General features: G+C 73.4%; 14 protein-coding genes and 2 pseudogenes. 9 read left to right on the top strand and 7 right to left on the bottom strand.

Annotated elements, in window-relative coordinates:
* Positions 1–368: pseudogene (locus tag ACXJKG_RS13430) on the top strand (hypothetical protein); the annotation flags it as partial.
* 2 nt (positions 369–370) lie between these two features.
* On the opposite strand, the gene ACXJKG_RS13425 reads toward ACXJKG_RS13430, so the two are convergent.
* The 3 genes from ACXJKG_RS13425 to lpdA all read right to left on the bottom strand — a co-directional run bounded on the left by ACXJKG_RS13425 (position 371) and on the right by lpdA (position 4,638).
* Positions 371–1,261 (bottom strand): TIGR01777 family oxidoreductase, encoded by an 891-nt coding sequence (locus ACXJKG_RS13425; protein ID WP_456846254.1) that lies wholly within the window; start codon positions 1,259–1,261, stop codon positions 371–373.
* Positions 1,262–1,359: 98 nt separating this feature from the next.
* Positions 1,360–3,207 (bottom strand): 2-oxoglutarate dehydrogenase, E2 component, dihydrolipoamide succinyltransferase, encoded by a 1,848-nt coding sequence (gene sucB, locus ACXJKG_RS13420; protein ID WP_456846253.1) that lies wholly within the window; start codon positions 3,205–3,207, stop codon positions 1,360–1,362.
* Positions 3,208–3,237: 30 nt separating this feature from the next.
* Positions 3,238–4,638 carry a dihydrolipoyl dehydrogenase gene (gene lpdA / locus ACXJKG_RS13415; RefSeq protein ID WP_456846252.1) on the bottom strand — a complete coding sequence of 467 codons (1,401 nt, stop codon included), beginning with the start codon at positions 4,636–4,638 and terminating at the stop codon, positions 3,238–3,240.
* A gap of 175 nt (positions 4,639–4,813) precedes the next feature.
* Between lpdA and ACXJKG_RS13410 the strand changes: the two genes are divergently transcribed.
* Entirely contained in the window at positions 4,814–5,152 is a 339-nt protein-coding gene (locus ACXJKG_RS13410) for an oxidoreductase (protein WP_456846251.1), read from the top strand.
* 23 nt (positions 5,153–5,175) lie between these two features.
* Here the strand turns inward: ACXJKG_RS13410 and ACXJKG_RS13405 are convergent, their stop codons facing one another.
* Positions 5,176–6,660: a leucyl aminopeptidase gene (locus ACXJKG_RS13405; protein WP_456846250.1), complete on the bottom strand. Its 1,485-nt coding sequence runs from the start codon at positions 6,658–6,660 to the stop codon at positions 5,176–5,178.
* Positions 6,661–6,723: 63 nt separating this feature from the next.
* On the opposite strand from ACXJKG_RS13405, the gene ACXJKG_RS13400 reads away from it, so the two are divergent.
* From ACXJKG_RS13400 to ACXJKG_RS13385, 4 genes are read left to right on the top strand one after another with little or no spacing between them, the layout of a single operon-like run.
* Complete coding sequence (locus ACXJKG_RS13400; RefSeq protein WP_456846249.1) at positions 6,724–7,083, top strand: hypothetical protein; 360 nt, start codon at positions 6,724–6,726, stop codon at positions 7,081–7,083.
* A complete protein-coding gene (locus ACXJKG_RS13395; RefSeq protein WP_456846248.1) occupies positions 7,080–7,499 on the top strand; it encodes a hypothetical protein in 420 nt (139 codons plus the stop codon). Before ACXJKG_RS13400 ends, ACXJKG_RS13395 begins: the two co-directional genes overlap by 4 nt.
* 5 nt (positions 7,500–7,504) lie before the next feature.
* Positions 7,505–8,569 (top strand): quinone-dependent dihydroorotate dehydrogenase, encoded by a 1,065-nt coding sequence (locus ACXJKG_RS13390; protein WP_456846247.1) that lies wholly within the window; start codon positions 7,505–7,507, stop codon positions 8,567–8,569.
* The gene (locus ACXJKG_RS13385; protein WP_456846246.1) at positions 8,569–8,781 is read left to right on the top strand and encodes a hypothetical protein; all 213 of its coding nucleotides are present in this window, start codon (positions 8,569–8,571) and stop codon (positions 8,779–8,781) included. The genes ACXJKG_RS13390 and ACXJKG_RS13385 overlap by 1 nt, the downstream gene beginning before the upstream one ends.
* Here the strand turns inward: ACXJKG_RS13385 and yczR are convergent, their stop codons facing one another.
* A complete protein-coding gene (gene yczR / locus ACXJKG_RS13380; protein ID WP_456846245.1) occupies positions 8,782–10,242 on the bottom strand; it encodes a MocR-like transcription factor YczR in 1,461 nt (486 codons plus the stop codon).
* A 63-nt stretch (positions 10,243–10,305) separates the two neighbouring features.
* Between yczR and ACXJKG_RS13375 the strand changes: the two genes are divergently transcribed.
* Both ACXJKG_RS13375 and yczE read left to right on the top strand, forming a co-directional pair.
* A complete protein-coding gene (locus ACXJKG_RS13375) occupies positions 10,306–10,449 on the top strand; it encodes a hypothetical protein (protein ID WP_456846244.1) in 144 nt (47 codons plus the stop codon).
* 23 nt (positions 10,450–10,472) lie between these two features.
* Positions 10,473–11,105, top strand: coding sequence for a membrane protein YczE (gene yczE, locus ACXJKG_RS13370; RefSeq protein WP_456846243.1), 633 nt, complete (start codon positions 10,473–10,475; stop codon positions 11,103–11,105).
* 40 nt (positions 11,106–11,145) lie between these two features.
* Here the strand turns inward: yczE and ACXJKG_RS13365 are convergent, their stop codons facing one another.
* Both ACXJKG_RS13365 and ACXJKG_RS13360 read right to left on the bottom strand, forming a co-directional pair.
* Positions 11,146–12,156 (bottom strand): aldo/keto reductase family protein, encoded by a 1,011-nt coding sequence (locus ACXJKG_RS13365; RefSeq protein ID WP_456846242.1) that lies wholly within the window; start codon positions 12,154–12,156, stop codon positions 11,146–11,148.
* A 21-nt stretch (positions 12,157–12,177) separates the two neighbouring features.
* Positions 12,178–12,759, bottom strand: a complete 582-nt coding sequence (locus tag ACXJKG_RS13360) for a DUF3043 domain-containing protein (protein WP_456846241.1) — start codon at positions 12,757–12,759, stop codon at positions 12,178–12,180.
* A 32-nt stretch (positions 12,760–12,791) separates the two neighbouring features.
* On the opposite strand from ACXJKG_RS13360, the pseudogene ACXJKG_RS13355 reads away from it, so the two are divergent.
* Positions 12,792–12,983 (top strand): annotated as a pseudogene (locus tag ACXJKG_RS13355) (dipeptidase); the annotation flags it as partial.

The following is a 12,983-nucleotide window of genomic DNA, read 5'->3' as shown; positions in this document are numbered from 1 at the left end:
CGCGCCGGCGCACGCGTGGACGGCCTGGTGGTGGACGCGCCGCGGAGCTCAGCAGGTTGCGGGCCGTGGCCGTCGGGGCGGGGGACGCCGCGGCGCTCGATGCGGTCGAGGTGCCCGGCGGTCCGGCGCACACCGCGGACGTCGCGCTGCTCCACGAGCGCGCCGGCGCACGCGTGGACGGCCTGGTGGTGGACGTGCAGGACGCCTGGTCGGTCGCCGCCGACGGCAGCCGCGGCGGCACCACCGACGTCGCGGTGACGGCCGTCATGTCCTCCTCGACCCGGGACCCTGCGCCGGCCCGCACCGTCGTCCTCGGGCTGCGCTGGACCGACGGCGGCTGGCGCGTGTGGGACGTGGCCGCGCCGTGAGGTCAGTCGCCGTGCGCCACCCAGTCCGCGGCCGTCGTGAGATCACGGTGCACCGGCACGAAGCCGCTGGCGTCGAGCACGGCGGGGACGGCGCGGATGGACCCGAGCACCTCCGACGAGAAGTCGCCGAGCACGAGCCGCAGCGCGAAGGACGGCACCGGGATCGCCGCGGGCCGGTGGAACGCACTGGCCAGCGCGGCGACCACCTCGGCGTTCCTCGCGGGCGCGGTCACCAGGTTGACCGGGCCGTGCACGTCGGCCGTGAGCAGGTGCTCGATGGCGCGGACCTCGTCCAGCAGCGTGATCCAGGGCCAGAACTGCCGCCCGGACCCGAGCCGCCCCCCGACCCCGGCCTTCAGCACCGGCAGCAGCGGACCCAGCGCTCCGCCGCCCTGCCCCAGCACGATCCCCGTGCGCAGGTGCACCACGCGGACGCCCTCCTCGGCGGCCGGCGCGGTGGCCGCCTCCCACTGCCGCACGACGTTGGCGAAGAACGTGGTGCCGATCGGCTCGTCCTCGTCGAGGACCTCGTCGCCGCGGGACCCGTAGGCACCGATCCCCGACGCCTGCAGGAGCACCTGGGGTCCGTCGTCGAGCCCGGCGAGCGTGCGGGCGAGCAGCCGCGTGGTCAGCACGCGCGACGACAGCACCTCGCGCTTGCGGGCCGCCGTCAGTGGTCGGGACCCGGGGTTGACGCCCGCCAGGTTGATGACGGCGTCCGCTCCCGCGACCGCGCCGGCGTCGAGCCGCCCGGCGGCGGGGTCCCAGGCGATCTCGTCGGGACCGTGGGCGTCACCCCGGACCAGGACCGCGACGTCGTGCCCAGCGGCCCGCAGGTGCGGGACGAGGGAGCTGCCGATGAAGCCGTGCGACCCCGCGATGACCACGTGCATGGCGCTCACCCTACGGTCGGGTTCCCCGCGCGACATGTCGACGGCCCGGCACCCCTCGCGGGGAGCCGGGCCGTCGGACGATCAGGTGCTGCCGTGCGTCAGAGGCCGACCTCGGACTCGAACGCGCCCTCCTCGATGCGGTTCTTGACCGCCATGAGGTAGCGCGACGCGTCGGCGCCGTCGACCAGCCGGTGGTCGTACGACAGCGACAGGTAGCACATCGACCGGATCGCGATGACCTCGGCGCCGTCCGCGTCCTGGATGACCACCGGGCGCTTGACGATCGCGCCGGTGCCCAGGATCGCCGACGTGCCGCCGGGGACGATCGGGGTGTCGATGATCGCGCCGCCCGAGCCCGTGTTGGTCACCGTGAACGTGGCGCCGCTGAGCTCGTCGGGCGTGACCTTGTTCTGGCGGGTGCGACCGGCCAGGTCCACGATCTTGCGGGAGATGCCGGCGAGGTTCAGGTCGCCCGCGTCGCGGATCACCGGGACGAGCAGGCCCTTCTCGGTGTCGACCGCGATGCCGACGTTCTCCTGCGCGTGGTACGTGATCTGGTTGCCCTCGAGCACGCCGTTGATCTTGGGGAACGCCTTGAGCCCCTCGACCGCGGCGAGGACGAAGAACGGCAGGAACGTGAGGTTGACGCCCTCGCGTGCCTTGAAGTCCTCCTTCGCCTTCGCGCGGAGCCGGGCGACCTTGGTCACGTCGACCTCGACCACCGTGGTGAGCTGCGCCTGCGAGTGCAGCGCGTCGACCATGCGCTCGGCGATGATCTGGCGCAGCCGGCTGGCCTTCTCGGTGGTGCCCCGCAGCGGCGAGACCGCCGGGACGGAGGCAGCCTTCGGTGCCGAGGCAGCGGCGGGTGCGGCGGCCGGCTGGGCCTTCGCGGCCTGGGCGGCGGCCTTCTCGGCCTCGGCCTTCGCCGCGGCGTCGAGCACGTCCTCCTTGCGGATGCGGCCGCCGACGCCGGTGCCGACGAGCGCGGCGACGTCGACGCCCTTCTCCGCCGCGAGCTTGCGCACGAGCGGGGTCAGGTACGTGCCGGACGCGGACGGCGCCGGTGCGGGAGCCGCGGCCGGGGCCGGAGCCGGGGTGGCGGGCACGGGTGCGGGCGTGGGCGTCGCCGGGACGGGCGTCGGGGTGGCGACCGGCGCGGGGGTGGCCGCGGCCGACTCCTGCTCGGCGGCGGGCTCCGGCGCGGTCTGCGGCTCCGGGGCCTTCTGCTCGGCCTCGGGCGCCTTCTCCTCGGCAGCGGGAGCGGCAGCGGCGGGCGCCGCCCCGGAGCCGATGACGGCGAGGACGGCGCCGACCTCGACGGTCTCGTCCTCCTGCACCAGGATCTGCTGCAGCGTGCCGGCGAACGGCGACGGGATCTCGGTGTCGACCTTGTCCGTGGAGATCTCGAGCAGCGGCTCGTCGACCGCGACGTCGTCGCCCACGGCCTTGAGCCAGCGGGTGACGGTGCCCTCGGTGACGGACTCGCCCAGCGCGGGGAGCGTGACGTTCTCGCTGGCCCCGCCGTCGCCCGAGGCGGCCGGCGCAGCGGCCGGCTCCTCGTGGGACTCGACGGACTGCTCCTGYGGCGCTGCCTCGGCGGCGGGCTCCTCGGCGGGGGCCTGCTCCTGGGCGGGAGCCTCCTGCTCGGCAGGCTTCTCCTCCTCGGCGGGCGCCGCCTCGGCTGCGGGAGCGGCGTCTCCGCCGCCCTGGCCGGACCCGATGACGGCGAGCGTGGCACCGACCTCGACGGTCTCGTCCTCCTGCACCAGGATCTGCTCGAGCACGCCGGCGAACGGCGACGGGATCTCGGTGTCGACCTTGTCGGTCGAGATCTCGAGCAGCGGCTCGTCGACCTCCACCGTGTCGCCCACGTTCTTCAGCCAGCGGGTGACGGTCCCCTCGGTGACGGACTCACCGAGTGCGGGCAGCTGCACGTTGTCGGACATGACCGCTCGTGTCTCCTTCGATTCGTGAGGTCAGTTGTGGGCGTGCAGCGGCTTGCCGGCGAGCGCGAGGTGCGCCTCCCCGAGGGCCTCGTTCTGCGTGGGGTGGGCGTGCACGAGGGAGGCGACGTCCTCGGGGTAGGCCTCCCAGTTCACGATGAGCTGGCCCTCGCCGATGAGCTCGCCGACGCGCGCGCCGATCATGTGGACGCCGACGACCGGGCCGTCCTTCTGGCGCACGAGCTTGATGAAGCCCTGCGTGCCGAGGATCTGGCTCTTGCCGTTGCCGCCGAGGTTGTACTCGAGCGTCTCGACGCCGTCGGCCCCGTGGACCTCCTTGGCGCGCGCCTCCGTGAGACCCACCGAGGCGACCTCGGGGTCGGAGTACGTCACGCGCGGGATGCCCGACTCGACGATGACCGCCGGCTTGAGGCCTGCGATCTCCTCCGCGACGAAGATGCCCTGCGCGAACCCGCGGTGCGCGAGCTGCAGGCCGGGGACGATGTCGCCGACCGCGTAGATGTTGCCGACGCCGGTGTGCAGGCGCTCGTCGGTGATGACGAAGCCGCGGTCCAGCGTGATGCCCTGCTCCTCGTAGCCGACGCCSGAGGTGCGSGGGCCGCGGCCSACGGCGACGAGCAGGAGGTCGGCGTCGAASGTCTTGCCGTCCTCGAGCGWGACGTGCACGCCGTTGTCGTCCTGGGTCACKCCGSCGAAGCGGACGCCGAGGTTGAAGTTGATGCCGCGCTTGCGGAACTGGCGCTCGAACGCCTTCGACAGCGCCTCGTCCTCGTTGGCGACCAGGTGGGGGAGCGCCTCGATGATGGTGACGTCCGCGCCGAAGGACTTCCACACGCTGGCGAACTCGGAGCCGATGACGCCGCCGCCGAGCACGATCACGGACTTGGGCACCCAGTCGAGCTGGAGCGCCTGGTCCGACGTGATCACGCGGCCGCCGATCTCGAGGCCGGGCAGCGAGCGCGCGTACGAACCGGTGCCGAGCACGATGTACTCGCCGGTGATGCGCTGGCCGTTGACCTCGACCGCGTCCTTGGCGACGAGCTTGCCGTAGCCCTCGAACACGGTGATCTTGCGCGACTTGATGAGCCCCTGCAGGCCCTTGTACAGGCGGCCGATGACCGTCGCCTTGTACTCGTTCACGCCGTTCATGTCGATGTGGTCGAGGCTGGTGTGCACCCCGAAGTGGGCCCCGTCGCGGGCGTTGTCCGCCAGCTCGGCGGCGTGCAGCAGCGCCTTGGTGGGCACGCAGCCCACGTGCAGGCAGGTGCCGCCGACCTTGTCCGCCTCGACGAGGGCGACGGACTTGCCCAGCTGTGCGGCGCGCAGCGCAGCGGCGTAGCCGCCACTACCTCCGCCCAGGACGACGATGTCGAAAGCGGTGCCGTTCGTGTCGGCCACGTGCAGACTCCTCATACGCAGACTTGGTGGTCTCGAGCTCGCCGACCATCCTGTCATCCCCACAGGCCTGGAACGACCCGGACGCCGCGCGCGCTCATGTGATGAGCAGAACAGTCGTCCCATGACTGGTGTTCCGTCTGCTCGGTCACACCCCGACGACCGGCAGGTTCGCAGGTTACTCTCGTGCGCCATGGGCCTGTTCTCGCGCCGCAAGCCGGCCGCCACCGACGCGCCGACGGATCGCGACGCGCGTGAGGCGACGCTCGCGCACCTCAAGGACTTCGTCGCGACGCGCGTGGGTGTCGAGGCCTACGTCGAGCCCCGGACCAACGACACGCCGACGACGATGATGCTCGTCGCCACGGACGGCGAGTGGACCCGCCGCCGGGTGCCGGACCCCGAGACCGCCTGGCAGCTCGCGCGCGACATGGCGATCCCCGTGTACGACGTGCAGCGCACCGGGTACCCGCAGCGGGTCCGGGACTGGAACTCGCGGCAGCGGCTCGCGAAGAAGCGCAAGCACGCCTAGCGGCCGACCAGCCCCGCCTCGCCTCAGGCGGCGGGCGCGCGACCCTCGATCAGGGCCAGCAGCGTCCGCACCCCGACGCCGGTGCCGCCCACGGGCGTGTAGCCGTGCGCGGTCCGCTCGTTGTAGGCCGGCCCGGCGATGTCGAGGTGGGCCCACGGCGTCTGGCCGACGAACTCCTGCAGGAAGATCCCGGCGGTCAGCATGCCGCCGAAGCGGTCGCCGATGTTCGCCAGGTCGGCCACCTTGGACTTGAGCCCGGCGCGCAGGTCGGCCGGCAGCGGCATCGGCCAGAACAGCTCGCCGCTGGTCTCCGCCGCGGCGACGACCTCGCCGCGCACGTCGTCGGTGCCCATCACGGCCGACACGCGGTGCCCGAGCGCGACCAGCTGGGCCCCGGTCAGCGTGGCGATGTCGATGACGACGTCCGGCTTCTCCTCGACCGCGGCGACCAGGCCGTCCGCCATCACCAGTCGGCCCTCGGCGTCGGTGTTGAGCACCTCGACGGTCTTGCCGCCGCGGATCGTCAGCACGTCGGACGGGCGCTGGGCGGTCCCGGACGGCATGTTCTCCGCGAGGCAGAGCCAGCCGGTCACGGCCACGGGCAGCTCGAGGCGCGCGGCCGCGAGGACCGTGTGCAGCACCGCGGCGGCGCCGGCCATGTCGGACTTCATGGCCTCCATGCCGGCGGCGGGCTTGATGGAGATGCCGCCCGAGTCGAAGGTGATGCCCTTGCCCACGAGAGCGACCTTGGCCTTGGGCCGCGACGGCGAGTAGGCGACCTTGACCAGGCGCGGGCCGCGGACGGAGCCCTGGCCTACGCCGATCAGACCGCCGTAGCCGCCGGCCGCGAGCGCCTTGTCGTCGAGCACGGTGACCTTCAGGCCCTTGGCGCCGGAGTCCTTCGCGGCCGTCTTCGCCAGCTCGGCGAACGCGGCGGGGTACAGGTCGTTCGGGGCGGCGTTCACCAGGTCGCGAGTGCCGTGGATCGCCGCGGCGACGACCTCGGCGCGGGCGACGGCCGCCAGTGTGGCGCGGTCGCGCGGGTGGGCCGTGACGACCTGGATCGTGCCGACCGGCGCCTGCTTGGCGGCCTCGGAGGCGCGGTAGCGCGTGTAGGAGTACGCACCGAAGAGGGCGCCCTCGGCGACCGCGGCCACGGAGGCGGCGTCGTCGGCCGGGAACGCGATACCCACGGTCGCGACGCCGGCGAGCTCGCGCGTCGCGGCACCGGCGGCCCGGCGGAGCGCCTCCGGGGTGACCTTGTCGGCCGGCCCGACGCCGGTGAGCACGAGCACCTTCGCGACGAGGCCGGTGCCGGGCAGCCGGCGGACCTCGTCGGCCGCGCCTGTGATCCCGAGCGCCGCGGAGTCCGCGAGCTGGGCGCGCAGGTCCTTGGGCAGGCGCTCGGCGCCCAGGACGGTCGGCTCGCCGTCCTGCTGGGCGACCGCGACGACCAGGGCGTCGACGGCGAGGCGGGCAGGGTCGTGGGAGGTCAGCGAGACGGTCACGGACCGATGATAGTTCCGGACGGTGGACGGGTCGCCCGGTCACCGCCGGTACGGTGGGGCACCGTGATCGTGCCCCTCGCGCTGCTCGTGGCCGCGCTGTGCCTCGCGCTCGGCGGCTGGGCGCTCTGGTTCGTCGTGCGGGACCGCGCGGTGATCCKGCGCCAGCTCTGGGGCGGGGCGGTCATCGAGGCCGTGCTTCTCGTCCAGGCCGTGGTCGCCGGGGTGCTCGCAGCGACCGGCAGCCCCGACGTCGACGGCGTCCTCCTGTGGGGCTACGTCATCACCCAGCTGCTGATCCTGCCCATCGCCGCCGCGTGGGCGTTCGCCGAGCGGACGCGGTGGAGCTCGGTGGTCCTGCTCGTCGCCGCGCTGACCGTGGCGTTCCTCGAACTCCGACTGCTCCAGATCTGGGGGACCGTGTGACCGACCGACCGGCTGGGCATCGATCGACGGGGAGCGGCCCCGGCCGCCTGCTCGTGGCGGTGTACGGCATCCTCGCGCTCGCCGCCACGGCCCGCGGCATCTACCAGGTGACGACCAAGCTCGACGAGGCACCGGTCGCCTACCTGCTGTCCCTCGCGGCGGGACTCGTCTACGTCGTCGCGACGATCGCGCTGGCGAAGGACTGGCGGCGGCTCGCCTGGTGGGCGGTCTCGATCGAGCTGGCCGGCGTGCTGACGGTCGGGGTGCTGTCGCTGGTCGACGTCGGGGAGTTCCCCGACGAGACGGTGTGGTCGGCGTTCGGTCAGGGCTACGGGTACGTGCCGCTGGTGCTCCCGTTCCTCGGCCTGCTCTGGCTGTGGCGCACGGGCCGGTCCGCCCCCGACGACCTAGGGTGAACAGCGTGTACCGCCTGCTCTTCGACCTCGTGTTCCGCCGCATGGACCCCGAGCGCGCGCACGAGGTCGCGTTCCGGCTCATCCGGGTCGTCGCGCAGGTCCCGGTGCTGCGGGACGTCGTGACCCGGTTGTTCGCCTCGTCGCCGGACGGTGGCGTCGAGGTCTGGGGGCGGCGCTTCCCGTCGCGCTTCGGGCTCGCCGCCGGGTTCGACAAGAACGCCGTGGGCGTCGCCGGGCTGACCATGCTCGGCTTCGGGTTCGTCGAGGTGGGCACCGTGACCGCGCAGGGCCAGCCGGGCAACGAGCCTCCCCGCCTGTGGCGGGTGCTCGACCAGCGGGCGCTGCGCAACCGGATGGGCTTCAACAACGAGGGCTCCGCGGCGGTGGCGGCGCGTCTGCGCCGGCTGCGCGCGACGCCCGCGGGTCGCCGGCTCGTGGTGGGCGTCAACATCGGCAAGACGAAGGTGACGCCGGCCGAGCAGGCTCCCGCCGACTACGCGACCAGCGCCGGCCGGCTCGCGCCCTACGCCGACTACCTCGTCGTGAACGTGTCGTCCCCCAACACCCCGGGCCTGCGGGACCTGCAGTCGGTCGAGGCGCTGCGGCCCATCCTCGAGGCCACCCGGGTGGCGGCCGACGAGGCGACGGCGGCCGCGGGGCTCGCGACCGTCCCGCTGCTGGTCAAGATCGCGCCGGACCTGTCCGACGACGACGTCGACGCGGTCGCCGAGCTGGCCGCCGAGCTGGGGCTGGACGGGATCGTCGCGGTCAACACGACCATCGGCCACGACCTGGGACCCGGCGGCCTCTCCGGTCCGCCGGTGCTGGCCCGGGGCCTGGACGTGGTGGCCAGACTGCGCAGCCGCCTCGGTCCGGACGCGGTCATCGTCGGGGTCGGCGGCATCACCACCGCGGCCGACGCCCGCGAGTACGTCGCCGTCGGCGCCACGCTCGTCCAGGGCTACACCGGACTGATCTACGAGGGGCCGGCGTACCCGTCGCGGATCGCCCGCGCGCTGGCGTCCGACCAGGCTCTGCGCGGCTCGGCCCGACGGACGGTGGTGCGCTGATGGTGCTGCGACCGCAGTGGGAGTGGCGCTTCGACGGCCCGGACGGGCTCGCGCTCGACCGGCCCGTGAGCCCGGTGTTCACCACGCAGTACGACGCGGAGCAGTGGCTCGGCGAGCACTGGCGCACGCTGGCCGCGCAGGGCGTGCACGCGGTCGGTCTGCTGCACGAGGGCGCGCAGGCCACGCCCACGCTCGCGCTCCCGCTGATCTGATCAGACCAGCGCGTGGACCCGGGCGGGTCCGGGGGACGGCTCCGTGACGCCCAGGCCTGCCCACGCCTCCGCGAGCCCGGTCACGGCCCGGCGCAGGTTCTCGGCGGTCGTGCTGAACGGCAGGCGCAGGTTGCGCTCGAAGCTGCCGTCCACGCCGAACGCGGTGCCGGGGACCACCCGGACACCGTGCCGCGTCGAGATCGCCGCGAGCGCGCTGGACACGGGGGCGCCGAGGTCGGCCCACAGCGACAGGCCACCGGCAGGGACYTCGAACCGCCACGACGGCAGCTGGTCCAGCAAGAGGCCGACGAGCAGGTCGCGGCGGTCGCGCAGCGCCTCGCGGCGGCCGGTGAGCAGATCCTCCGACTGGGAGAGCAGCTCCGCGACCACCAGCTGCTCGAGCACCGCAGTGCCGTGGTCGACGTGCGCGCGGGTCGTGGCCAGCCGGTTGACCAGATCGGGGTGCGCACGGACCCAGCCGACGCGCAGGCCACCCCAGTAGCTCTTCGACGCCGACCCGATCGAGATCACGTAGGCGGCCGCGGTGCCGTCGCCCGCGAACGAGCCGGGGGCCGGCCCGTCCATGGTCAGCTCCGCGAGCACCTCGTCGCCGACGATCGCGGTGCGGTACCGGCGGGCGAGCGCACGCACCCGCGCGCCGTCCTCGTCGCTCATGCTGGTGCCCGTCGGGTTCCGGTGGCTGGGGATGAGATAGACGAGCCGCGGCGCGACCTGCCGCAGCGTCGACTCGAGCAGGTCGATGTCCAGTCCCTCCTCGCCCGACGGCACGGGGACGGGCCTGGCGCCGACCGACCGCACCACGTCGATGGCGTGCGGATACGTCGGGTGCTCGACGACCGCGCGGTCGCCCGGGCCGACGTGCGAGGCCACCAGCAGGTGGATGGCCTGCTGTGCACCCGTGGTGACCAGCACCTGGTCCGGCGTCGTCGGTGTGCCCCGCAGCGTGTACCAGCGCGCGATCGCCTCCCGGAGGACGGGTACACCGAGGAGCGCGTAGCCCGTCCCCGTGAGGTGCCGGGGGAGGGCCTCGAGTGCGGCGAGGTAGGCGCCGTGCAGCGAGGACGGGGCCGACGGTGCCGCCACGGCGAGATCGACGATGCCGGGCTCGTCGCCGACCGACCCCGCCATCGACGACCGCGCACCCGGACCGGCCGGGAGCGTGGTGACGGTGCCCGAGCCGCGCCGGCTCACCAGGTAGCCCTCGTCGCGCAGCAGCCCGTACGTCGCGGTGGTGGTCGTGCGGGACACGCCCGTGGCGTCGGCGAGCTCTCGCTCGCTGGGCAGTCGGGTGCTGAGCGGCACGGCGCCCGAGAGGATCGCGGCCCGCAGGGCGTCGGCGAGGGCGACGTACGCGGGTCCCGGCCGCTGCCACGCGCCGAGGACCGTGCCCAGGCGGTGGCCGCCGATCCGGCGGTCCGCGGGAAGCTCCGTCGTCGTCATGAGGCCACTATGCCAGAAGTGGCTATTCCAGGCGATGCCACTTACGAGCGAGCATTGCTTCCCATGAGCACGTGGATATGGCTACTGATAGCGATCGCGGTCCTTGCGGGCATCGTCGTCGCCCTGGTGCGGGCCGTCCGGGCGGACGGCCTCGGTCACCGGCCGCCGCCGGCGTCGCACCGCGACTGGTTCGAGCAGCTCACGTGACGGCCCGTGCGTATGCTCGCGCGGTGCCGTCGTGGAGGACCTCTGACGCCCGCCCTGTGCGTCGGGGCGGGCAGCTGCTCGTCGGCCTCGTCCTCTACGCGGCCTCGATCGCGATGCTCGTCGACGCGGGTCTGGGGAGCATGCCGTGGGACGTGCTGACCCAGGGGATCGTGCTCCGGACCGGCCGGTCGTTCGGGCTGGTGACGCTGCTGGTCGGCCTCGTCGTGCTCGCCTGCTGGATCCCGCTGCGCCAGCGTCCCGGCGTGGGCACGGTGGCCAACGTCGCCGTCATCAGCATCCTGGTCGACCCGTTCCTCGCGCTGTTCGACGGCCTGCCCGACGCCATGGGCGTCCGCATCGCGCTGGCGGCCGGCGGCATCGTGCTCAACGGCCTGGCGACCGGGCTCTACGTGGGCGCCCGGCTCGGACCGGGCCCGCGCGACGGCCTCATGACGGGCCTGGTGCGCCGCACCGGGCGCTCGGTGCGGCTCGTCCGGACCAGCATCGAGGTGGCGGTCGTCTCCGTCGGCTGGCTGCTGGGCGGCACCGTCGGGTTCGCGACGCTGGCCTACGCCCTGGCGATCGGTCCGCTGGTGCACGTGTTCCTGCCCCGGCTGACCGTGCCCGCCGAGGTGAAGGAGCCGGTCGCCGTCTGACGAGGTCCGGCCCCGGGTGCACCGGGGCCGGACCGTCGCGTCAGCGCGCCGGCGGCGCGTTCTTGGCCGTCTCGGCCGGGTCGGACACCACGGAGTCGCCCAGGATCGTGTCGATCCGGGCCAGCAGCTCCGCGGGGATGGTCACGCCGGACGCCTTGACGTTCTCCGTGACCTGCTCGGGACGCGAGGCCCCGATGATCGCCGCGGCGACGTTCTGGTTCTGCAGCACCCACGCCACGGCGAGCTGGGCCAGCGACAGGCCGAGCTCGTCCGCGACCGGCGTGAGCTCCTGCACCCGCTGCAGCACGTCGGGCTGCTCGAGGAAGCGGCCGATGAACCGGGCGCCGCCCTTCTCGTCGGTCGCGCGCGACCCCTCGGGCGGCGCCTGGCCCGGCTTGTACTTGCCGGTGAGCACGCCCTGGGCCACGGGGGACCAGACGATCTGCGACACCCCGAGCTCCGCGGACGTCGGGACGACCTCGCCCTCGATGACCCGCCAGAGAGCCGAGTACTGCGGCTGGTTGGAGATGAGCTGGAACCCGAGGTCCTTGGCCAGGGCGTGGCCGGCGCGGATCTGGTCCGCGGTCCACTCCGAGACGCCGATGTAGAGCGCCTTGCCCGCGCGGACGACGTCGGCGAACGCCTGCATCGTCTCCTCGAGCGGCGTCGACTCGTCGTACCGGTGCGCCTGGTAGAGGTCGACGTAGTCGGTCTGGAGGCGCTCCAGGGAGCCGTCGATGGACTCGAGGATGTGCTTGCGCGACAGGCCCATGTCGTTGGCGCCGCCGGGCCCGGTGGGCCAGAAGACCTTGGTGAAGATCTCGAGCGACTGGCGCCGCTCGCCCTTCAGGGCCTCGCCCAGGACGGTCTCGGCCTTCGTGTTGGCATAGACGTCGGCGGTGTCGAACGACGTGATCCCCGCGTCGAGCGCGGCGCGCACGCAGGCCTTCGCGGTGTCGTTCTCCACCTGCGAGCCGTGCGTGAGCCAGTTGCCGTAGGTGATCTCGGTGATCTTCAGGCCGGAACGGCCCAGGTAGCGGTAGGAAACCATGCCCGCAACCCTACGGCGGGCTCAGGAGGGGTGCTGACCGTGCTTCACCTRGGGCTTCGGCAGCCGCGCCGGGCGGATCTGGAACACCCGCAGGACGGCGTACATCGCGACCCCGCGCGGGATCTGGGCGGCCCCGAACTTGGCGACCACGCGCTTCTTCAGGCTGCGCCACATGAGCCACGCGTCGATGGACGCGGCGATGATGTAGACGTAGAGCGCGAGGATCGCGAAGAAGGCGATCGCGGTCTTGGCCAGCGCGAACTGGGCGACCAGGAAGACGGCCGCCATCGGCAGGAAGAACTCGCCGAGGTTCCAGCGGGCGTCGACCGAGTCGCGGATGTAGCGCCGGACCGGGCCGCGGTCCTTGGCGGGCATGTTGCGCTCGTCGCCGGTCTGCATCGCCCGGTACTCGATGTCGCGCTGCGTCTTGGCCTGCTCACGGGTGGCCCGCTTGCTGGTCGGCGCCACCAGCGGACGCTTGTTCGCCGCCTCGGAGACCTTGCGCTTCGGCGTCGGACGGCCCTTGCCCGCGTCCGTGGGCGGCGGTGCGCTCTCGCTCAGGGCGGGAGTCACGGGCTGGGGGTCGTTGCTGCGTCCGAACACCCCGCCAGGGTAGTCGAGTAGCGTGCTTGTCCGTGACCGACGCCTCCTCGCACCCGACCATCCTTCCCGGCGACCGCACGGACGCGCTCCGCTCGCGAGCCGCCGCCGCGTTCGGTGGGCTGCGCGCCGACCTCGAGGCCCTCGTCCGCATCCCCAGCGTGTCGAACGCGGAGTTCGACCAGGCGCACGTGGCCAGCAGCGCCGACGCCGTCGCGGCGCTGCTG

The sequence above is a fragment of the Cellulomonas sp. P5_C6 genome, assembly GCF_054049635.1.
The sequence above is the reverse complement of the archived record's forward strand: the minus strand, read 5'-3'. Positions and strand labels throughout refer to the sequence as shown.

Excerpts from the sequence above, each read along its gene's own strand:
- ACXJKG_RS13425 (WP_456846254.1), bottom strand. The coding sequence starts at position 1,261 with ATGCACGTGGTCATCGCGGGGTCGCACGGCTTCATCGGCAGCTCCCTC.
- ACXJKG_RS13410 (WP_456846251.1), top strand. The coding sequence starts at position 4,814 with ATGGGCCTGTTCTCGCGCCGCAAGCCGGCCGCCACCGACGCGCCGACG.
- ACXJKG_RS13385 (WP_456846246.1), top strand. The coding sequence starts at position 8,569 with ATGGTGCTGCGACCGCAGTGGGAGTGGCGCTTCGACGGCCCGGACGGG.
- ACXJKG_RS13365 (WP_456846242.1), bottom strand. The coding sequence starts at position 12,156 with ATGGTTTCCTACCGCTACCTGGGCCGTTCCGGCCTGAAGATCACCGAG.
- ACXJKG_RS13375 (WP_456846244.1), top strand. The coding sequence starts at position 10,306 with ATGAGCACGTGGATATGGCTACTGATAGCGATCGCGGTCCTTGCGGGC.